Consider the following 21421-nt stretch of genomic DNA (forward strand, 5'->3'; position numbering starts at 1 on the left):
TGCCGAGCGCCGGTCAGCACCTGGCCGCCAGCGCGTGGACCGTCCCGTCGTCGGTGAGGGCGATGACCCAGTCGCCGCTGATGGACAGTGCCGAGGCCACTCCGCCGCCGAGGTTGTACTCGGTCAGCCGTTTGCCGGTGGCGCGGTCCAGGACGAGCAGGCGCCCGTCCCATGTGCCCGCGTACAGAAGGTCCTTGGTCACCACGGCGTGCATCGTCGGGGAGCCCTTCCCCGCGCTGGTGCACCCCATGGCCACCCGCCACTTGTCGTCCAGGGGGCTCTCCCCGGGCAGATGTCCGGCGGGGGTCTCCCACAGCGGCTTGCCCGGCTCGGCCGCGCCGGTGTCGTAGGCGCGGATGACACCGTCACGACCGGCGATATACGCGATGTCGCCCCAGGTGGCGGGGCTGGTCAGCGGAGCCTGCCCGGGTTCGCAGGTGCTGCTGCCGCCCACCGGGGACTGCCACTTGACCGCACCGGTCTTGAGGTCGTGACCGCGGGCGCCGCTCTGGGTCATGGTGACCAGCTTCGGGTCCCCCTGGGCCGGATCGGTGAGCGCGGGCGAGGAGTGGCTGTCGATGCCGCCCTGGGTGTCCTGGACCCATAGCTGCCCGCAGCTTGCCAGGTCCATGGCGACCAGCGTGTTGCTGGAGTCCGTGTGCAGGTAAGCGGTGTTGGAGCCGGGCTGACGGACGGCCGTGCTGTGGAACTGGCCCCAGTTGGTCGCTGCGTTGAAGCCGCCCAGCAGGTCACCGCTCTTGGCGTCGCGGCACTGGATCTTGTTCCAGTTCTGGTAGACGGCGACGGTACGGTCCGCGCCCTTGACGTCGAAGACACTGACCGGACCGCCGGCCCGGCCGTAGCGGCGCACGGTGTTGCCGTGCCGCTCCTCCTTCTCGATCGTCTGCCAGGCGACCTGGCCGTCCCCGGCGTCGAGAGCGTAGATCCGGCCGACGGCGGTGGTCAGATAGACCTTGCCGTTGTGGAGGGTGGGTGCCGATTCGGCGTCGCCGTCCAGGTAGGTACGCCAGATCTCGCGGCCGGAGGCGAGGTCGTAGGCGAGCATCATGCTGTACGGGGAGTCGAACGCCCGGGAGGAGACGATGACCCGGCCGTCGGCGATCACGGAACCATTGAGATTGAACTGCTCACCGGTGCTCGCAGCCCAGCGCAGATCGAGAGCGCTGCCCGGGTTGTCCGCACTCGCGCCGCGTCCCGCTTCGTCGCGGCCCTGACGGGCCCAGTCCTGACCGCCCTTCGGCTTCGCCAGCTCCTTGTCGGGCACCACCTTGAAGGGGTTCTTGAGGGTGGGCCATGCCTTGCCCCTGGTGTCGACGGCGGTCATCTGCGCCGTGTACGTTCCCGGCCGCAGTCCCTCGATCCGGTCGCTGACCCGGGTCCAGGAGATCCGGGCGTCGGGACAGGGCTCCGGTGTGCCGCCGGGCGGCGTGTAGCAGTTCTCCTTCCCCGTCCGGTTGTTGCCGGCGCCGAACTTCAGGCCGCTCTCACGTCGCACCGTACGGCCGTGACTGTCGCGGATGGTGAGGGTTGCGGTGGCCGGTGTGCGGCCGTCGTCCTCGGCGTACAGCTCGACGGGGAGGGCGGCGCCGGTTCTGTGGACACTGCCCGGCGCGGGGCTGACCAGTGCCGCATCGTCATCGATGTCGAACTGCCGGTGCGTACCTCTCACATAGCCGGTGTCTTCATTGCGGCGGGTACGCGGGTTGTCGGTGATGTCCTTGAAGCTCAGGATCTTGTAGTCCGGGTGGGAGCCGTCGATGCCGTATGTGCCCTGGTTGTTGATCTCGACCGAGCGGTCGAAGGCGCCACGGCGGTACTCGGCCTGCTGGTTGTGGCCGGCGGCGAACATCCGCACGTCGTACTTCGCGAGTTCATCGATGGTCGGCTGCATACCGGCGCCCGGTCCCCACTGCGTGAACAGTGACCGGTGCGCGAAGAGGAGCACCTGCTTGCCGGCCGCGTGGCGCCGCAGGTCCTCCCGGAGCCACTCCAGCTGCGGCTTGAGGCCACTCGCGTCGTAGTTGTCCTCAAGGACGACGATGTGCCGGCCGTTGCGGTCGAAGCTGTACCACTCGGGACCCAGATTCCGGCGGTAGTACTCCATGCTGCCGCCGTATCCCTGGGATGTGGCGGTGCCGCCGACGTCGTGGTTGCCGACCGTCGGGTAGAAGGGCATCCCGAGTTTCCCGTCGGTCAGGCCCTTGCGCAGGATGTCGTAGCCGGTCTGGCGGCGCGGCTCCTGGGCGTAGTCGGTGACGGTCAGATCGCCGGTCGCAATGGCCATCGTCGCGCCGTCGACCTCGGACATCGCCTCGACCTGGCCGGTCCACTGCGGCAGCGTTCTGCGCGCCGCCTCGTCCGAGGTGTTGGACACCTCGATGTCGGAGTCCATCACCCACTTCTCGGTGGGGTTGGCGGCGTTCTTGTCCGGCACCAGGGCGAAGTCGATGCCGTTGTGCGGACCGTCGCCGTCCGGCACCTTGTGGAAGAACTGCGGGATGAAATCCTTGCGCAAGGCGGGGGTATAGCCGTTGGGGGACACCACGCTGACGAGATCGGTCTCCCGGCGGCTCGGGTCCATCCGCAGGGTGTACGACCCGTCGGCGCCGGTCGTCGTCCAGACCGCACCGTCGGTGACATCGACGCCGGGCATCGGCGCCTCGCCCCCGTCCCGTACGCCATTGCGGTTGGCGTCCTTGAAGACCGTGCCCTGGACGGACACCGGGTCGGCGTCCGTCGCCGCCGCGACCGTCTCGTCCGCGGCGAACGACGTACCAGCGGTAGCGGACGGCACCAGACCCGCCACCACAGCGGCACCGGCGGCGATCAGCTGCTTACGGCGCCGAGGGGCGCGGCGCACCGACTGCCACGGCTGCGGGTGTGCGGGCTGGCCCTGTCGATGCTGCCCGTGCTGGGAACGGCGCCGGAGCGCCCAGCGGACGGCCTGGAGCGCCACGATGGCAAGGGCTGCGCCGAGCGCCACGGTGCGCCACGGGAAGGCACTGCTCGCGGGGCCCTCATGGGCGCCCCGTGCGTCGACGACCGGGGCCGCCGCGGTCGCATTGACCGTAGTGCCGTCGAACTCGACGACGGCCTGGGTCAGTCCGCCCTCCTTCAGCATCGAGGTCAGGTCGAGTTTGCCGACCTGGCAGCTCCACGCCAGCTCGACCACCACACCCCCGGGGACTCCCCCGCTGTCGCCGGCGACACCTGAGCCGCCGGCCGGACAGGAGGCGCTCAGCAGACGTGACGCCCAGGCGCCCGCCTTGTCGGGCGAGACCACGTCCCGGTGGACGATCAGCCTGCCGCTGGTGACGTTCTTCTTGGTGGAGACGACGAGTTCGGCGTGGTGCGGTGACACATGCGCCGACGCGGGCTGCGCACCAAAGCCCAGGGCGAAGAACAACAGCACCAGAGCGGCTCTGGCTGCTGCGCGAATTGGTTTCATGCGCTGGAACGCTGTCGGCGTCACAAGGCCGACAGTGAAACGATCCATGAAAGTTCCGCCTCACTACACCTAACAGGTTCTTCACCGGAAGACGTGGGGCAAGCAGCGCAAACAGCCTCGATGGGGAGTTTTGCCAGCGGATGGCTCACCTCCAGGGGCCGAACTCGCCCCCCGGGGCCGGACCACCCCGGCTCGGAGAACTCAGCGCGGCCCGGAGCAGCCACGTCGACGACCCCGCCCCCGGCCGCACCCACGTGGGTCAGCGAGCCGACGTGGCCCCAACCCTGACTGAGCGTCAGTTCCAGAGACACCGGGCCATGGCATCACCCCTCGCCGACGACCAGCAGGACGAATGCCGTGACGATAACGCCGACGCGCACGTAGTGGAACCGGTCCCAGCGGCCGAGCTGCTGCTTCCAGTCCGCCGGGACACCGCCTTCGGCCCACTGGGCGACGCGGGAGTTTATCGGGACGAGCAGGGCGATCGACATGAGCACACTGAGGACGAGCAGCCCGGTGGCCGTGATGACGAGTCCCGCCCCCGCGTCGCCCCACGCCACCACCGCCCAGACCGCGCCGAGCACGACCGAGCCGATGTACCAGAACGGCATCACCTTGCCGAGAAGGCGGGCTCCGTCACTGCGGGCCGCGAGGCCACTGTCGTTCGGCAGCCGGTCGAGGATCGGATTGACGAAGGCCGCCACCGCGAACTCGACGCCCACCATGAGGCCAACGACCACGACCGTGACGATGGCGATTACGTGCTGCATGTCCCCTCCCGAGGCTCCGCGGCACATACCTAGCGCCGCTAGATTCTGGTGCGATGCTAGAGAAGCGATGCTCGATTGTCTAGCAGTGCTAGAATCCAGGCATGTCAGTGCAAGAACGCAAGGCACGCGAGCGGGCCGACCGCCACCAGCTGATCGTCACAACGGCGCGTGAACTCGCGGAGTCCGACGGCTGGGACGCCGTGACCACGCGTCGGCTGTCCGAGCGCATCGAGTACAGCCAGCCCGTGCTCTACAGCCACTTCCGCGGCAAGCGCGAGATCGTCGAGGCCGTAGCCCTGGAAGGATTCGCCGAGTTGACCGCGACGATGCGAGACGCGGTGGCCAAGGGCCCGCAGGGGCGGACCGCGGTGGCCACACTCGCGAAGGCATACGTCGACTTCGCCGAGCGCAACCCCGCGCTCTACGACGCGATGTTCCTCCTCGACACCGGCCTCCCCTTTGCCGACGCGGCGACACCGGCCCCACTGCGCGAGTCATTCGGAATGCTGCTGGACACGCTCGGCGACATCGCGGACGACACCGAACCGGCCCTGTTCGTCGAGGTCTTCTGGTCGGCCCTGCACGGCCTGGTGACCCTCACCCGCTCGGGCCGACTCCCCCGCAAGGAAGCGTCACGACGGCTCGAAGTCCTGGTGGACCGGTTCGCGGGGAAGTGAGAGCGGGCGGAGGCGAGCCGGTCCGCAATCGACCACGAGCGACGCGTCCTCGTACTTTTTGGATCCTGAGCAGCTAAACGGAATTCTCTTCCCGCGGCCTTGATGTGACTGATGGTGTGCGGCGGCGAGCCTCTTTGGCGTTTTCGGTGGTGTCGGTACCGTCAGCCGGCGAGGGGGCGACCACGTGCGATGAGGAGTTCGGACCGTGACAGCCGTTCAGCAGACGGAATCGCTGCAACCAGTCAAACGGCGACGGCATGCCGGACGGGTGGTGGTGGATTGGCTGACGACCACTGACCACAAAACCATCGGCACGCTTTATCTGAGCACTTCGTTCGGATTCTTCATGGTCGGCGGAATTCTGGCGCTCGCCATTCGGGCAGAGCTGGCCCGCCCGGGGGTGCAGATCCTCTCGAACGAGCAGTTCAATCAGGCGTTCACGATGCACGGCACGATCATGCTGCTGATGTTCGCGACACCGCTGTTCGCCGGATTCGCGAACTGGATCATGCCGCTCCAGATCGGCGCACCCGATGTGGCATTCCCGCGACTCAACATGTTCGCCTACTGGCTCTATCTCTTCGGCTCCCTGATCGCCGTCTCCTCCTTCATCACACCGGACGGGGCCGCTGACTTCGGCTGGACCGCGTACACCCCGCTCTCGGGTCCCACCCATACCCCTGGCATCGGTGGCGACCTGTGGGTGATGGGCCTGGCCTTTTCCGGTTTCGGGACCATCCTGGGGTCGGTCAACTTCATCACGACGATCATCTGCATGCGGGCGCCCGGCATGACGATGTTCCGGATGCCGATCTTCACCTGGAACATCCTGCTGACGGCCGTGCTCGTACTGCTCGCCTTTCCCGTACTGGCGGCCGCGCTGCTGGTGTTGGAGGCGGACCGGAAATTCGGTGCACATGTCTTCGACCCCGCGTACGGGGGCGCATTGTTGTGGCAGCACCTCTTCTGGTTCTTCGGCCACCCCGAGGTGTACATCATCGCGCTGCCCTTCTTCGGCATCGTCACGGAAATCTTCCCCGTCTTCAGCCGTAAACCCATCTTCGGCTACATCGGGCTCATCGCGGCGACGATCTCCATCGCGGGGCTCTCGGTGACGGTCTGGGCACACCACATGTTCGTGACCGGCGCGGTCCTTCTGCCGTTCTTCTCCTTCATGTCCTTCCTCATCGCGGTCCCCACGGGGGTGAAGTTCTTCAACTGGGTCGGCACGATGTGGCACGGTTCGCTGTCCTTCGAAACCCCCATGCTCTGGGCGATCGGGTTCCTGGTGACCTTCCTCTTCGGCGGACTGACCGGTGTTCTGCTGGCCTCACCCCCGATGGATTTCCATGTCTCCGACTCGTACTTCGTCGTCGCCCACTTCCACTACACCGTGTTCGGCACCGTGGTCTTCGCGATGTTCGCCGGCTTCTACTTCTGGTGGCCCAAGTTCTTCGGCAGAATGCTCGATGAGCGTCTCGGCAAAATCCACTTCTGGACCCTGTTCATCGGCTTCCATCTCACCTTCCTCGTCCAGCACTGGCTCGGAGTCGAAGGCATGCCCCGCCGCTACGCGGACTATTTGGCATCCGATGGCTTCACCACACTGAACACGGTCTCCAGCATCGGTGCGTTCCTGCTGGGCCTCTCGGCGCTGCCGTTCCTCTACAACGTCTGGAAAACGGCCAAGTACGCCCCGAAGGAAGCCGCCAACGACCCGTGGGGCTTTGGACGTTCTCTTGAGTGGACCACCTCGTGCCCGCCACCGCGGCACAACTTCACCACACTGCCCCGTATCCGCTCGGAGTCGCCCGCCTTCGACCTGCATCACCCCGACGTCGCCGCCCTGGAGCTCGCCAGGAAGGGCGCGCGGCGCGATGCGGCCGAACCCGAAGAGCCAGGTCACACCGACCGCCCTTCGGGGGAACAGCCGGGCTGAGTGGGTGGAGCGATGACCGAGAGCCGAACGCCGGACAGCCGTGCCGTCCAGGCGGGTATTGCCAGAATGGAGGGATATCTGCTGTGGCAGGCCGAAGCCGACTGCGCCCGCGCCGACGCCGAAGCCGCCGTCGACGCCCTCGACTGGCCGACAACCGCCCAACGGGAAGAGCTGGTGGACCTCTTGGCCCGTCGTCAGCTCGATATCTCCCAGATGGCCATCACCCGTATCGCCGCCCGCGCCCACCAGCTCCGCGGGGAGTACCAGCAGCGTTATACCGTTCTCAAACTCCGTGCGCTGGCGACCGTGTTGGGCCTGCTGGCCGCCCTGGTACTGCTGAACGCGCTGCTGTTGGCCTGGTGAGCGGTGTCATGACATGCAGACGTGAAGCCGACCTACACGGACCTCGCTCCTGCACCCGCTGAAGGACGACGATCTCAACGCGGCTGGCCGCGCTCAGACGGTCTCTGTGCCGTCCTGTGCAGCAGCAGGCTGGGGGTGGGTTAGGCGGTCTCTGGAGCGTCGGGATCGATGTGCGCTTCAGTTCCGGATGACACCATCGGCATTTGGAGACCTCTTCTTTGCATCGGTGTGTTCCCTCCCTGTCGTCCGGCTCACTCAAGGAAAGCCGTGATCACGCCGACCGGCCGGCCATCCGGTCACGCCTGGTGTGCCCAACTGTCCGGTTGGGAGCCGTCGATGTCGGTGAAGCCGTATGCGCGGGCGAGTTCGGCGGAGGTCAGTGAGTGCTGGTTCCAGCGGGAGCGGGCGGGGTCTGTGGCCAGGGCTGCGATGGCGCGGCCGAGGTATCTGGGTGACTCGGAGTGGGTGAATCCGGCGGGGGCGGCGGGGTATCCCTCGACCGTGCCGTGGAGGGCGTCCCGCCAGTTGGCCTCGGTGACCCCGAAATTGTCGAGCATCATTTCCGAGCGCAGCCATCCCGGGGTGAGGGCCACCGCGGTCGCGCCGTGGGGTGCGAGTTCGTGGCCCTGGGAGAAGGCCAGGCGGTTCACGGCGACCTTCGCCAAGTCGTAGTACACCGAGATCCGGTAGTGGTCCGCGTTGAAGGCCGTGGTGCCGTCGGTGACCTCGACGAGCAGGCCGCCGGGTCGGTTGATCAAGAGGGGCAAGAGGTGGTGCGAGGTGACCAGGTGGGTCTCGACCGCCAGTCGCAGGATGCGCAGGCCCTTGTCCAGGTCGTGTTCCCAGACGGGGGTGTTCCACTCCGGTGGCGGGCCCTTGAGGATCTCGGCGCCCCAGATGTCGTTCACCAGCACATCGAGGTGACCGTGTTCGTCGCGGACGCGCTCCGCCAGGCGTGCCACCTGCGCGGAATCCAGGTGGTCCACCTGGACCGGGATCCCCACCCCGCCCAGGCCGCTCACCAGCCCGGCCGTCTGCTCGATGGTTTCGGTACGGGCGTAGTCCGACTGGATTGCGGCGGAGCCTGTGCTACTGCTGCGCCCCGTACAGATCACGGTGGCGCCGGCTTCCCCCAGTGCGGCGGCGATTCCGCGGCCGGCTCCCCGCGTCGCTCCGGCCACCAGCGCGACACGGCCCCGTAGGGCGTCGCGCTGGGGGGACCACGGCTCCGTCACCAGCCACCTCCTCGGTCACGGCCAGGGCCAGGGGCACAGTTACCTCACGGCCAAGCCACGGCCGCCTCCACGACCACGGCACGGCCGAGCCCACGGCCACCGTACGTCAGCCCCGCTCGGGTGACATCGAACGTGTCGGCACAGGTCTCGCGAGTCGCCCTCGGCTGGAGGCAGGGTCCGGGTCCGGGGCCGGGGCCGCGTCCCGGCCCGGGTCCGGCAAGACGGCCGTGCCCGGATGCGGCCGGACCGGTGCGAAGCGTCAGTCGCCGTGAGGGGCTCCCCGGGGCCCTCGGGTCATTCGGAAACCCAGCGGTTGGTGTCCGCCCGGTAGGAGTAGCGCTCGCGGCCCTCGATCGCGCTCGTACGGAACGCCTTTCCCCCGTCGTCCACGCGGATCGTCCCGCGCCGGTCGCCGCTGCTCCAGCCGAGTTCCAGGTACCAGCTGACGTCATGGCCCTCGGTGTGCAGGTCGAGGTTCAGGACCTGCGGGTCCTGGGTGGAGACCTTGAAGGGGAAGTTCTTCGCGGGCACCACGATGTCGCCGTCCTGCCCGGCCACGGGCTTCGCCAGCGGCTGTGCCTCGTCCAGGTCGATGTCGAAGGACCGCGGGGTGACACCGCCCCCGCAGCCGTCGCCCATCGAATAGGCGGCCCAGGGCAGCGCGGTATGCCGGCCCATCACCCGTACGTGCAGGGAGGTCAGCACGACCGCGTCATCCGTGCGGCCCGTCGCGGTGAGCTGGAGCTTCAGATGCCCACCGTCGATGCCGCCCTCGGCACGTGCCCAGCCGCGGGTGTACTGGGGCGCGGGCGGTGGCGGGACCCGGTCCGGGGACTTCTGGAGGAGGTAGTTGACGCCACAGGGCTGATCCCAGTTGTACGAGCTGATGCCCACGCGCGGCGCCGTTCCGCCCCGGTCCGCTTCCGGGGCCGCGCTCGCGCCGGAGCCGTCGGACCGTTCCGGGCCGGGTGTGGTGTGCCGCGCCTTTCCGCTCGGGGTGGGCTTTCGGTCCGCTGCGCTGTGGCCCGGTGCGGGGCTCTTCGGCGGCCGCGTGGGAGCGCCACTGGCGGCCGGAGACCGGTCGGCGCCGTGCGCGTTCCGCCGCTGGGCATCCTTGGGGTCGTCCACGGCCAAGGCCGCCGGTATGGCGAGACCGGCCACCGCGGTGACCGCGAGGGCGATACGGAGGTAGGTGCGGCGCAGGGCGGGGGCACGCTTGGGCGCCGCCGGGGGCGGGGTGGCCGGTGCGTCCGGGGGGCGCGGTGCGTCCGCGGCGGCGTGCGGTGAGTCGGAGGCGCGTGGTGAGTCCGGCATTCCCCCGGTGGCGTGGGCGTGCGGGTCGGTGGGTTGGGCCGCAGGGGCGGAGGCTGCGGACGTATCCGCGGCCGTTTCGGCGGACGTATCGGCGGCCGTATGCGTGTCGGCAGACGTATCCGTGGCCGTATCCGCGGACGTGTCGGCCTGCTCGTCCGACGAGGAGGCCGGCCGTTCGGCCGAGGAGGCATCCGGGGCAGCGGCGGTAGCCGCCGTGGCCCCTGCGCGGCTCCGCCTGCGGGCCTCGTCGGCGAGGATCCAACGCCGGTGCAGCTCCACCAGTTCGTCCGGTGTTGCCCCGCACCTCCTGGCGAGGCGGTTGGCGGGTGCGAAGTCCATCGGCACGGCGTCGCCGTTGCAGTACCGGTGCAGCGTGGACACGCTCATGTGCAGCTGCCCGGCGAGAACGCCATAACTGCGTCCGGAACGCTCCTTCAGCCGGCGTAATTGCCGCGCGAACTCGTCTGTTTCCGTCCCCACCCTGATCCTCTGTTCGTTCCGGCATTCCGGAACGGCCTCACAGGGAGTCTTCGTTTCCCCAGGTCAGCACCTGTTTCAGCATTCCGGATCACTCTCATTGTCCCGGATCGCCCCGCACACGAGCGCCCGCCACGCACGCTGTGAGCAGCACCACTGAGCCGATAAACAGCGGCCAACCGCGCGGCGCGCCAAGGATGTTGGCGTCACGTACTGATTCGCGCCCCCGCCCTGACAGCGCCGGGTCCGCAACCCCCCACCCCCGAAGCCCCGTGCATTCGCGCCGAGTTCCGGCCGTGCGGGGGCTCATGGTTTCGATCGCGGGAGAGAAGGATCTGCGGCGAAAGGCTGCCGACATCGCGGAATATCCGGTTCCGCGGCGAGCCGCGCCGGGGCATGAAGACGATTGGCGCCGTTGAATCCTGCACCTTTGTCCCGGTGTTGTCTCGTTCCTTGCCTCACTCAACGGGACAACTTGATGATCCGTTCGTCCCTGCCAGCATGTGGCGGCGCGGACCGACCGTCGGCCCGCCGGCTCGAAGAACCCTCCTCAGCGGGCCCGCCCCGGAGGAGGAGCCGAGACGAACAGAGGAGTGGAACATGTCGCGTCCCACCCGACGCCAGGTGCTGTACGGCAGCGCCGCGGCCGTGACCGGTGCGGTGCTCGCCGCACCGGCCGCCTTCGCCGACACCACGGCCACCCGCCCTGCCGCAGGCCGCGGAGACTCAGCCGGTCACGGGCACTCGGCCGGTCACGGTCCGTCCGGCGGGCACCGGATGGCGGAGCCGTTCGACGAGATGTACCAGGGCCGCCACATCGAGGGCTGGCCGACCGAAGACGGAGGCAACGGGGGGCACCGGGGCCACGGGGGTCACCACGCCGGCCGGGCCGACGGCCCCCACGAGGGGATGGAGTTCGTCGTCCGCATCGACAACGACGACCTCCATGTGATGCGGAATGCCGACGGAACCTGGATAAGCCTGGTGAACCACTACGAGACCTTCACCACGCCACGTGCCTTGGCGCGCGCCGCCGTCCGCGAACTCCAGGGCGCCGACCTGGTCCCCGTCGTCACCGGCTGAGACCCGACCCTGCCCGTCCCCCCACCGAGGAGTCCTCGACATGGCAGTCCGGAAGAACCAGGCGGACCTCACCGCCACCGAGAAGCGGAACTTCGTCGATGCGGTGCTGGAGCTCAAGCGCAGCGGCCGCTACGACGAGTTCATCAGCACCCACAACGCCTTCATCATCGGTGACACCGACGACGGAGAGCGGACCGGCCACCGGTCACCTTCGTTCCTGCCCTGGCACCGCAGGTTCCTGCTCCAGTTCGAAGAAGCCCTACAGAGCATCACACCTTCGGTCATGCTCCCCTACTGGGACTGGACCGTCGATCGCACACCCCGCAGCTCCCTGTGGGCCGACGACTTCCTCGGCGGCGACGGGCGGAGCGGCGACGGCCGGGTGACCTCGGGGCCGTTCGCCTTCACCGGCGGCAAGTGGCCGATGAACATCCGGGTGGACGGGCGGACGTTCCTGCGCCGCTCGCTCGGCACTGGGGTCCGCGAACTGCCGACCCGTGCCGAGGTCGACCGGGTCCTCGCCATGACGGTCTACGACGCCGCACCCTGGAACAGCTCGTCCGACAGCTTCCGCAACCACCTCGAGGGCTGGCGCGGTCCGAATCTGCACAACCGCGTGCACGTCTGGGTCGGCGGGCAGATGACCACCGGCGCCTCGCCGAACGACCCGGTCTTCTGGCTGCACCACTGCTTCATCGACAAGCTCTGGGCCGACTGGCAGCGGATGCACCCCAAGTCGGGGTATCTGCCGACCGGCAACACACCCGATGTCGTCGATCTCCACGACACCATGAAGCCGTGGAACGACGTCACCCCGGCGGATCTGCTGGATCACACCAAGTTCTACACTTATGGATGACAGGTACCTGACATCCATCGCCCGGCTGCGCTCGGTTTCCTGAGGGCGGCACCGTCCAGGGACTGGGAGCGCTCACCCTGCTGACCGCAGCGCCTCAGCCGATGCGCACGCCCCGGCAACGGGAGCGTGCGCATCGGCGCGCTACGCGGTGGTCAAGAACAGACGGTGCCGTCCGCCGGGACCTTGCCGTCCAGCAGATGTCCGTTCACGGCATTGGTGGCACACGGGTTGACGCCGTACGTGCCATGGCCCTCGCCCTTGACGGTGAGCAGCACCCCCACGCCCTTCCCGAGCTTCTCGGCCATCTTCCGGGCGCCCGCAACGGGAGTCGCCGGGTCGCCCGCGTTGCCTATGACGACGATGGGGGCGGCTCCGGGCGCCGAGACCTCCGGGGTGTCGCCGGTGCCGGTGACCGGCCAGCCGTGGCAGCCCAGCGGGCCCGTCGCGGTCAGCTCACCGAAGACGGGGGACGCCTTGCGGAACTCCGGCAGCCTGGCCTGCACTTCCTTGGTGGTGAGGCGCTGCTTGGTGTCGGCGCAGTTCACCGCGGTGTTGGCGGACTGCATGGTGTTGTAGTGCCCCTTGTCGTCCCGGCCTATGTAGTCGTCGGCCAGCATCAGGAGGTTGTCGCCACTCCCCTGCTCCGCGTCGGCGAGCGAGACCGACAGGGCCGGCCAGGCTTCCTTGGAGTAGAGCGTCGCGACGATGCCTATGATCGCCTGCTCTTTGGTGAGCTTGCGCCCGCTCTTCGTCGGCAGCGGCTGCTTCGCGGTCTTCGCGAGGAGACTGACGATCCGCCGGCGCCCGTCCTCGGGGCTCCGGTACGGGCAGCTGCCGGGCGTCTTGACGCAGTGCGCGAGGTAGTTGTCCAGCGCCAGCTGGAAGCCCTTCGCCTGGCCCAGCGACTCGTGTACGGCGTCCTGGGTCGGGTCGACCACGGCGTCGAGGACGGTGCGGCCGACGCGCTTCGGGAACAAGTGGGCGTAGACGCCGCCCAGTTCGGTCCCGTAGGACATGCCGAAGTAGTTGAGCCGGGCATCGCCCAGTACCTGGCGCATCAGATCCATGTCGCGGGCGGCGTTCTCGGTGCCGACGTGCGGCAGCACCTTGCCGGAGTGCTTCGCGCAGGCCGCCGCGGTCCGCTTGTTCTGCTCGGCCGTCCCCGCCAGATCGTGGTTCTCGGCGCGCTGTGCGTCGATCTCCTTGTCGCTCAGGCACCGCACGCCCGCGCTGTTGCCGACGCCCCGCGGGTCGAAGCTGACCAGGTCGTACTGCGCGCGCAGGGTACGGGCCGGGGGGTAGCCCGGCAGGGTGGCCACGCCTGAGGCGCCCGGCCCGCCGAAGTTGAAGACCAGCGAGCCGGTCCGCTTGCCGCCGCCCTCGGCCTTGGCACGGATCATCGCGAGGTCGATGGTGTCGCCGACGGGCTTCGCGTAGTCGAGGGGCGCCTTCATCGTCGCGCACTCCCACGCCGTCCCGTCCGGCAACTTGCCGGGCGCGGCGCCACCGCCCTGAGCGGTGGACGGCGCCGTACAGGGCTGCCAGTTGAGCTTCTGGGAGGCGAGGGAGGCGGGGAGCGCGGCGGCCCCCGCGGGCGAGGAATCCATACGGTCGGCGCCGCCCTTGTCCGGGCCGCAGGCGGTGGCGGTGGCGCCGAGGGTGAGCAGGAGGGCGGCGGAGAGCAGTGAGGTGGTGCGGAACGTCGGAAGTCTGGACATGGCTGTCTTTCTGATGCCGGGTGGGAGAGGAGTGATGTGCTGGGCGCCCAGGGCGCGTTGGGTGTATTGGACACGTTGGGCGCTCGGATTGCCTATGGGGGCAGCCCGGACCAGGGCAGTTGCTGCGTAGGGGGCGGTGTCGTTGGCGGGGGCGTGCCGTCACCGCCCCGGTCGTGAGGTGTGCGTGCGGCAGCCAGAGCTACGCCGACCGGGGCAGCGGCCTGGACTTCGCTGAGGCGGTGACTCGCGGGGACCGCAAGGGCGCGGCCCGCTCGTGACGGGACTCGTTCGCGGGGCGGGCGGGGAGGCTTGCTCAGGTTCCCAGGCCGGCGTCTCGTGCCAGGAGGGCGGCCTGTACCCGGTTTTCGCAGCCCAGCTTGGCGAGGATGCGACTCACATACGTTTTGACCGTGGCCTCGCTCATATGGATCCGCTGGCCGGCGTCCGCGTTGGACAGGCCCTCGCCCAGAAGCGCCAGGACCTCCAGCTCGCGGTCCGACAGGGTCTCCAGCCGGCGGCGGGCCTGCTCGGCGCGGCGCACGCTCTGGCCGGACGCCAGCGAGTCCACGACATGGCGGGTGGCGCCCGGCGACAGGTATGCGTCCCCGGCCGCGGCGGCCCGTACCGCACGCATCAGTTCCGCGGGCGCCGAGTCCTTGAGCAGAAAGCCCGCACTGCCCTCCGCCAGGGCGCGCAGCACATTCTGCTGCTCCCCGAAGGTGGTGAGGATCAGCACCCGCGCGTCCGGGGCGGCCCGGCGGAGTTCGGTCAGGGCCGTGAGCCCGTCCATGACCGGCATCTGGATGTCGAGCAGCACGACGTCCACCCGCTGGGCGCGGGCCAGTTCGATCGCCTCGCGACCGTTCGCCGCCTCCGCGACGACGTCGATGTCGTCGGCCGAGGTGAGAATCATCCTGATACCCGCCCGAATGAGCGGCTCGTCATCCGTGACGAGAACCTTGATCACGAGTCTCCTGCGCCCTCTTGAACGGTCATCACTGCGGCCGCTCACCATCATCCCCGATCACGCCACCCGCCCCGACCTCACGGCGAGCGTTCCGCCCTTACGTCTTGACCTCGAAGGACTTCTTCTCGATCAACTTGCCGTCCTTGAAGCAGAACCGGAAGACCGGCTCCTTTTCCCAGCTGCTGCCGAACTCCGAGGAATTCAGGCTGAGGCACTTCGCGCCCTCGGGCACCGGCGGTGCGCCCTTGTCCAGGCCCTCGGTCAGGAGGGAGGAGCCTTCGGGCAACCGCTTGCGCACCGTCGTCTCGGACTGGCCCACCTTCACCGACGCGTACTCCTTCGGTTCGATCATGGCCTTGTCCCACTCGCTCACGAGGAAGGCCCCACCGACGAGGAGGCCGGCCACCAGCAGCAGGACGAGCAGTGCCGCCACTCCGCAACCGATGGCTATACCGCTGCTTCTCTTCTGCGTACTCATGGCCTTGGCCAGCTCCTTCGGCGATGCGTTCCAGTCGATGACCGGATCAGCTTCGCCGAGCGAACCCGCCACGATCTGCTGCCGAAAGTCGCCTGTGCGGTCAACGAACGTCGCAGTCTCGTCGCCGGGCGAGGAGCTGGTGGCACCGCGCTCCGGCGAGGTATACGGCAGCACCCCCGCCAGCCGGAAGCCGCCGTCCGCCGTGGAGCCCACATGCACCATGCCGCCGACGAGCCGGGCCCGCTCCCGGAGGCCGGTCAGCCCCTGGCCGCCGCTCACCACGCTCCGGCCGTCGTCCGCGGTCTCGGGTGCACGGCCGTTCGCGACCTCCACGACCAACGAGTCCGGCTCATAGCGCAGTTCAATGGTGATCGAGGCGCCCGGGGCGTGCTTATGGGCGTTGGTCAGGCCCTCCTGAGCTATCCGGTACGCCGCGTGATCGGCGGTCGGGGCAAGCGAACGCATCTCGCCCGAGCGCCGCAGCTCCACGGCCGTACCCGCGCTCCGGGACACCTCCACCAAGCGCTCGATGCCGGCCACCCCGCGCGCCGGCGCCTTGGCATCCTCCTCCCCCATGGCCTCAAGGGCAGGGGTGGGGGCGCCGCCCGCGGCGGACGGGGGAATGGCTCCGTCACCGGGGGCGTGGGTGCCGTCCCGCAGCAGCCCCACCACCTCGCGCAGCTCGTGCATCGCGCCCACCGACGCCTCCCGCAGCACCCCCACGGCCTCCCGCTGCCGTCCGGTCAGCTCGCGGTCCACCTCCAGCGCTCCGGTGTGCACCGATATGAGGGCGAGCTGATGGCCGAGGCTGTCGTGCATGTCCTGCGCGATGCGCTGGCGTTCCCGCATCCGGGCCTGTCCGGCGATCATCGCGCGCTCGCGCAGCAGTTGGGCGTTGTACTCGCGCAGGGTGTCCAGCAGCGTGCGGCGCTGCGACCAGTAGCGGCCGGCGAGGCCGGGCACGATGGTCGCGACCAGCGTCACCAGGGCGCCGATGACCAGGAACGCCGGCGAGACGCGGGGCAGCTCCCGCGAGAGGTCCAAGCAGAAGCTGAGGACGTACGCGACGGCGAAGGTGCCGGTCGCCCTGCCCACCCCGGCGATTCGGCGCCCGGCCGACCAACTGGCGACGGGGATCAGCGGCGCGACACCGCCGAATGGAAACGAAGCCGCGATGGCCACCAGCAGGACCGTTCCGGGCAGCACCCGGCGCAGCGGCGACAGCAGTCCGGCAGCCAGCGCGACGGCGGTTACCTGTACCGCGCCCCCGTCGCGCAGGGCCTCGGTCCCCGCTGCCAGCGTCGCCAGCACCACGCTCAGCAGCGATTCCAGGACAATGCGCCTGGGCGGCCACATCCCGGGACCGAAGAGAGTCCTGCCCGGTTCGGCCAGCCGCCGCAACCCCGTACGCACCCTTACCGCGGGCGCCTGCCGAGCGCGCTGTGCACGCTCCATACCTTCCACACCTGTCACGCAGCCACGTTATGCAGCACCTCGCGTCGGCGACACCACCTTTCGTCGCGACGTACAGCAACCAAAGTCCCACGACGTTGATGACGAGGCCGGTCGCTCGCTCCGTCAGTCGGGCGGGACGGGTGCGGTAAGGGCGGCTTGTACGAGGTGATCCGCGTAGGAAGGGGTGAGCCGGCCCGGCTGGAACAGGATGCGGTACATCATCGGGGCCACCACATGGTCCATGACCGCTTCGACGTCGGGAGCTGCTTCGCCGCGTCCCGTCGCGCGACCGAGGATGACCTCGATCTGGTCGGCGGCGTAGGCCGAGCACTGACCGGCATTGCTGCCGTCAGGGTCACCGAGCAGCGCGTCGCGGATATAGGCGCGGCCCGACGGAGAGGCCATCTCGTCGAGGAACTGCCTGGCCCAGGTCTCCAGATCGGTGTGGAGACTCCCGTGGTCGGCGGGCGGCTCCTCGGGACGCAGGCGCTCGACCGCCACGTCGGACAGCAGCTCATGGAGGTCGCCCCAGCGGCGGTAGATCGTCGACGGGGTGACACCCGCGCGGGCCGCGACGGCCGGCACGGTCAGCGAGGCGCGGCCCGCTTCGGCTTCGAGTTCCCGCACCGCGGCGTGCACGGCCTCCTGGACGCGGGCGCTGCGCCCCCCGGGACGAGCCATGGACTTGGGACTCATGCCACCACCTTAAAGCAAAATCGTTGCATCTGGAGTGGGTCCTTCCTCTCTGACATAGGTCACTCAGCAGCCCTCACCCACGAGGGCCCGCCCGGCCTCCGCCGGCGCACCGGTACCAACGGCTGAACCGACTGCCGCCCACCTGCGTGGCCGCGCCCTTCAGGTCGTCACCGGCGCCGGCTCACCATGCCCGTCCTGGACCGACTCGTAAGCCTGACCGGCACGCAGTACGAGGGCTTCCCCCATGGGCGGCCCCATCAGCTGCATCCCGATGGGCAGGCCCGCGTGATCGCGGCCGACCGGCAAAGTCAGCGCCGGTATCCCGGTGATGTTCGCGGGGGCGGACAGACGGACATAGGCGTCGGAGACGCTCTCCGTCGTACCGTCCGGCCACTCCACGGTCTCCTGGCCCACCTCGGCAGCCGTCATCGGCACCGTGGGCGCGGCGATCACATCGACCTGTTCGAGCACGCGCCCCCACGCCTGACGCATGAGAGTGCGGGCTCGCTGGGCCCGCAGGTAATCACCGGCCGAAAGGAGTTCGCCGGCCTCCAGCAGCACCCGGACATCCGGCGCGTACAGCTCGGGGACCGACCGCAGCGCACGTTCGTGGTAGGCGGTCGCCTCCGGGACCATCAGGCCCCATTGGATCGCCTGGATGTAGCGGGCCAGCGGAATCTCGACCTCGACGAGCTCGGCCCCGAGATCCGACATCTGGGCGAGGGCACGTCGTACGGCGGTCTCGACGGCGGGGCTGACCCGGTCGAAGTAGTAGTTGACCGGCACTCCGACCCGCAGCCCCGTCAAGTCCCCTTCCCCAGGGAGCGGGTAGCCCGGCCGCGCGACACTGGGGCCGGCCGGGTCCTGGGAGTCGTGGCCCGTCAGCACGGAGAGCACGAGCGCCGCATCCCGCACCGTACGGGTGAGGGGACCGACATGATCGAGGGACCAGGACAGCGAGGTCACACCGTCCCGGGAGAGCAGGTCATAGGTCGGCTTCAGCCCGACGACGCCGTTCAGCGCCGCGGGTACGCGGATGGAACCTCCGGTGTCCGTACCCAGGGCGAAGGTGCCCGCTCCGGCGGCCACCGCGACCGCGGAACCACCGCTCGATCCGCCCGCGATACGGCCCTGGTCCCAGGCATTGCGCGTCTGGGGCGTCGTCAGCCCGTAAGCGAATTCATGTGTGTGCGTCTTCCCCAGGAGGACCGCCCCGGCGTCGAACAGGCTCCGGGCCACCGCGCTGTCGGCCGGTGCGACATGCCCCGCCCGTACCCGGGAACTGGCCGTGGTCGGCAGACCGGCGACATCGATGAGGTCCTTCAGCCCGAACGGGATGCCGTGCAGCGGCCCCCGATACAGGCCGGCCGAGATCTCGCGCTCCGCCAATACGGCCGCCTCTCGCGCCGCTTCACTCGCCACGGCGACGTACGCCCCGAGCCGCTCTTCGACGGCGTCGAGTCGTTCGAGCACGGAGCCGGTCAGCTCCACCGGGGACACCTCCCCCTGCGCCACGGCGTCGGCCGCCTCGGCGAGGGTCAGTTCAAAGAGCGCCATCGGTGGCCTCCCCTTCGATGGTGTGGGTGGCGGGCGGTGTCTCCCCGAAGTCCAGTTCGCGCAAGGTGCGCACCACGGAGTGGATGTGGTTCGCGGTGGCGGCCACCTCGTCGTGGCGCTCACTCTCCAGCGGGAGCCCGGCGCGGAGCGCCCACCTGGCGGCCTCGGCGGCGGTGAGTTCGACGTCGCTCATGGATCTCCTTCCTTTACGTGCAGCGTGCGTTGCGGAGCGGCCGCCCATCGGCCGTCCAGCGACTATCCACAGCAAAAGCAAAAGATTTGCCTTAGTCGACGGTAGGGTCTAGCGTCATCTAAAGCAAATAAATAGCGTTTGCGGCTGAGGGTCCGTCACGATGGGCGTCAGCTCCCGCATCCCCCCGCCCCACTCCACCCCACTCCCAAGCACCAGCGAAGGAACGGAAAAGAACGCCGATGCACAGCCACTCGAACCCCTCCGCCAGCAGCGCGCCCGCGACCTGGGACCTGGGCGACCTCACCATCCACCGCATCGACGAGGTCGCCCTGCCCCCGCAGACCGGCCCCTGGCTGCTCCCGGCGGCCACACCTGACGTGGTGGCCCAAGCACCCTGGCTACGGCCCGACTTCGCCGATGACGACGGCATCCTGCGACTGAGCAGCCACAGCTTCGCGTTCTCCGTGGACGGCCTGCGCGTCCTCGTCGACACCGGTATCGGCAACGGCAAACCACGCGCCAACCCCGCCTGGAACAACCTCGACAGCGACTACCTCGCACACCTCGAAGCCGCCGGCTTTCCGCCCCAGAGCATCGACCTCGTGATCCTCACGCACCTCCACACCGACCACGTCGGGTGGAACACGTATGCCGATGGCGCCACTTGGAGGCCCACCTTCCCCAACGCTCGCTACCTGACGTCCCGCACGGAGTGGAACCACTGGGCGTCGGTGGACATGGACGAAGCCCGGCAGCAGATGTTCATGGACTCCGTCCACCCCATCAAGGACGCCGGCCTTCTCGACCTCATCGACATCCCGGCAGAGGGCACCGATATCGCGCCAAACATCCGCCTGATCCCCACCCCCGGCCACACCCCAGGCCACCTCGCCGTCGAAGTGCGCGGCCGCACAACCACCGCCCTGATCACCGGCGACTGCATCCACCACCCCGTCCAACTGCTCGACCCCACCATGGGAAGCTGCGTGGACACCGACCCCGACCAGGCCGCCGCCACCCGCCGCCACCTGTTCGCCTCCCTGGCCGACACCGACACCCTGCTGCTCGGCACCCACTTCCCCGCCCCCACCGGCGGCCTGGTGCACTCCCACGGCGACTCCTACCGCCTCGTCCCACCCTTGGAACCCAGCCCCCGACGGTGACTGACCTCCGAGCATTCCCTTCCCCGCAGCCGAGTCCATCCGGGATCATGAAGCATGCGCCCGGATGACTGGCACCTCACCCAAGACGTCGACGACTTCCACACCCGAGCCGGAGAATTCCTGCGCTCGCGCCCCGCCCTGCACACCACACCGCTGACAACCATCGAGACACTGCGTACGCGCGGAGCGGACGCATTCGGCACCCCAGGCGCCCCAGCGCCCGTCTTAGGCCGACTGGAGCGAGCAGGCAACGTCCACGCCATCTTCTGCCTCATCCGCGGACTGAGCCTGACCCACCTCACGCCCGAGCACGCCGACACCCTCGCCGCCCACCTGGCCGCCCTCGGGCACTCCCTGCCCTTCGTCAGCGCGGACCACGGCACCGCCACCGCTTTCGCCGAGGCGTGGCAGCGGCACACAGGCGCAACACCCACACTGCGCAACCGGATCCGCCTGTACCGCCTCGGCACGCTCACCCCACCCACACCAGTCCCAGAGGGCCGGGGCCGACTCGTAGGCGAACAGGACCGTGAGCAACTCATGATCTTCCTCCGCGAGTTCACCAGGGACGTCAGGGAAGCCGTCACCATCGACGCCGACTCCTGGGCCGGCACACGCTTCGCCGACAAACACTTCACCTTCTGGGAGACCCCGGACGGCACACCGGTCTCCATGGCAGGCGCAACATCGATGGTCGGCGGCATGGTCCGGGTGGACCCCGTCTACACCCCGGCCCACCTCCGGGGTCGCGGCTACGCGGCCGCCGTGACGACCGAGGTCAGCCAGGCCGCGCTCACCGCAGGCGCCACCGACGTCGTGCTGTACGCCGACCCGGCCAACCCCACCAGCAACGCCCTCTACCAGCGCCTCGGGTACCTGCCGCTCACCGAGTGGGCGGTGTACGACTTCACACCCACCGAACCGAACGCCGGCTAGGGCCCTGGGGCTGGTCGCCCCGGTTCCGATCCAGGAAGCTGCGGAAATCGGCGTGTTCGGCGCCGGAGAGAT

The 21421-nt window shown here is 69.1% G+C and carries 17 protein-coding genes; 7 read left to right on the plus strand and 10 right to left on the minus strand.

All coding sequences use genetic code 11. From position 1 onward, the window contains the following. Nucleotides 1-13: 13 nt before the first annotated feature. Together AC3EUV_RS27255 and AC3EUV_RS27260 are read right to left on the minus strand one after the other, a co-directional pair. A complete protein-coding gene (locus AC3EUV_RS27255) occupies nucleotides 14-3469 on the minus strand; it encodes an outer membrane protein assembly factor BamB family protein (protein WP_435604109.1) in 3456 nt (1151 codons plus the stop codon). Nucleotides 3470-3792: 323 nt separating this feature from the next. Beyond that, nucleotides 3793-4239 carry an anthrone oxygenase family protein gene (locus tag AC3EUV_RS27260; RefSeq protein ID WP_432143673.1) on the minus strand — a complete coding sequence of 149 codons (447 nt, stop codon included), beginning with the start codon at nucleotides 4237-4239 and terminating at the stop codon, nucleotides 3793-3795. A 101-nt stretch (nucleotides 4240-4340) separates the two neighbouring features. Between AC3EUV_RS27260 and AC3EUV_RS27265 the strand changes: the two genes are divergently transcribed. The 3 genes from AC3EUV_RS27265 to AC3EUV_RS27275 all read left to right on the plus strand — a co-directional run bounded on the left by AC3EUV_RS27265 (nucleotide 4341) and on the right by AC3EUV_RS27275 (nucleotide 7218). Next, complete coding sequence (locus AC3EUV_RS27265; protein ID WP_432143674.1) at nucleotides 4341-4916, plus strand: TetR/AcrR family transcriptional regulator; 576 nt, start codon at nucleotides 4341-4343, stop codon at nucleotides 4914-4916. Between the two features lie 205 nt (nucleotides 4917-5121). Beyond that, nucleotides 5122-6855, plus strand: coding sequence for an aa3-type cytochrome oxidase subunit I (gene ctaD, locus AC3EUV_RS27270; protein ID WP_432143675.1), 1734 nt, complete (start codon nucleotides 5122-5124; stop codon nucleotides 6853-6855). Between the two features lie 12 nt (nucleotides 6856-6867). Next, complete coding sequence (locus AC3EUV_RS27275; protein WP_432143676.1) at nucleotides 6868-7218, plus strand: hypothetical protein; 351 nt, start codon at nucleotides 6868-6870, stop codon at nucleotides 7216-7218. A gap of 296 nt (nucleotides 7219-7514) precedes the next feature. Here the strand turns inward: AC3EUV_RS27275 and AC3EUV_RS27280 are convergent, their stop codons facing one another. Together AC3EUV_RS27280 and AC3EUV_RS27285 are read right to left on the minus strand one after the other, a co-directional pair. Then, nucleotides 7515-8453, minus strand: a complete 939-nt coding sequence (locus tag AC3EUV_RS27280) for an SDR family oxidoreductase (protein ID WP_432143677.1) — start codon at nucleotides 8451-8453, stop codon at nucleotides 7515-7517. A gap of 294 nt (nucleotides 8454-8747) precedes the next feature. Next, nucleotides 8748-10247, minus strand: coding sequence for a helix-turn-helix domain-containing protein (locus tag AC3EUV_RS27285; protein WP_435604110.1), 1500 nt, complete (start codon nucleotides 10245-10247; stop codon nucleotides 8748-8750). A 597-nt stretch (nucleotides 10248-10844) separates the two neighbouring features. Between AC3EUV_RS27285 and melC1 the strand changes: the two genes are divergently transcribed. Then, the gene (melC1, locus tag AC3EUV_RS27290; protein ID WP_432143679.1) at nucleotides 10845-11327 is read left to right on the plus strand and encodes an apotyrosinase chaperone MelC1; all 483 of its coding nucleotides are present in this window, start codon (nucleotides 10845-10847) and stop codon (nucleotides 11325-11327) included. A 40-nt stretch (nucleotides 11328-11367) separates the two neighbouring features. Beyond that, entirely contained in the window at nucleotides 11368-12186 is an 819-nt protein-coding gene (melC2, locus tag AC3EUV_RS27295; RefSeq protein ID WP_432143680.1) for a tyrosinase MelC2, read from the plus strand. A gap of 152 nt (nucleotides 12187-12338) precedes the next feature. On the opposite strand, the gene AC3EUV_RS27300 is transcribed toward melC2, so the two are convergent. The 6 genes from AC3EUV_RS27300 to AC3EUV_RS27325 all read right to left on the minus strand — a co-directional run bounded on the left by AC3EUV_RS27300 (nucleotide 12339) and on the right by AC3EUV_RS27325 (nucleotide 19250). After that, nucleotides 12339-13904 carry an alpha/beta hydrolase gene (locus tag AC3EUV_RS27300; protein WP_432143681.1) on the minus strand — a complete coding sequence of 522 codons (1566 nt, stop codon included), beginning with the start codon at nucleotides 13902-13904 and terminating at the stop codon, nucleotides 12339-12341. 313 nt (nucleotides 13905-14217) lie between these two features. After that, nucleotides 14218-14871: a response regulator transcription factor gene (locus AC3EUV_RS27305; protein ID WP_432143682.1), complete on the minus strand. Its 654-nt coding sequence runs from the start codon at nucleotides 14869-14871 to the stop codon at nucleotides 14218-14220. Between the two features lie 97 nt (nucleotides 14872-14968). Further along, nucleotides 14969-16705, minus strand: a complete 1737-nt coding sequence (locus AC3EUV_RS27310) for a sensor histidine kinase (RefSeq protein ID WP_432143709.1) — start codon at nucleotides 16703-16705, stop codon at nucleotides 14969-14971. A 222-nt stretch (nucleotides 16706-16927) separates the two neighbouring features. Next, complete coding sequence (locus tag AC3EUV_RS27315; protein ID WP_432143683.1) at nucleotides 16928-17500, minus strand: TetR/AcrR family transcriptional regulator; 573 nt, start codon at nucleotides 17498-17500, stop codon at nucleotides 16928-16930. Nucleotides 17501-17659: 159 nt separating this feature from the next. After that, the gene (locus tag AC3EUV_RS27320; protein ID WP_435604111.1) at nucleotides 17660-19057 is read right to left on the minus strand and encodes an amidase; all 1398 of its coding nucleotides are present in this window, start codon (nucleotides 19055-19057) and stop codon (nucleotides 17660-17662) included. Then, nucleotides 19044-19250, minus strand: coding sequence for a hypothetical protein (locus AC3EUV_RS27325; protein ID WP_432143685.1), 207 nt, complete (start codon nucleotides 19248-19250; stop codon nucleotides 19044-19046). Before AC3EUV_RS27325 ends, AC3EUV_RS27320 begins: the two co-directional genes overlap by 14 nt. Nucleotides 19251-19489: 239 nt before the next feature. On the opposite strand from AC3EUV_RS27325, the gene AC3EUV_RS27330 reads away from it, so the two are divergent. Further along, complete coding sequence (locus tag AC3EUV_RS27330; protein WP_435604112.1) at nucleotides 19490-20413, plus strand: MBL fold metallo-hydrolase; 924 nt, start codon at nucleotides 19490-19492, stop codon at nucleotides 20411-20413. 54 nt (nucleotides 20414-20467) lie between these two features. Continuing rightward, a complete protein-coding gene (locus AC3EUV_RS27335; RefSeq protein WP_435604113.1) occupies nucleotides 20468-21349 on the plus strand; it encodes a GNAT family N-acetyltransferase in 882 nt (293 codons plus the stop codon). Nucleotides 21350-21421: the final 72 nt, after the last annotated feature.

The organism is Streptomyces sp. bgisy130, from assembly GCF_057708345.1.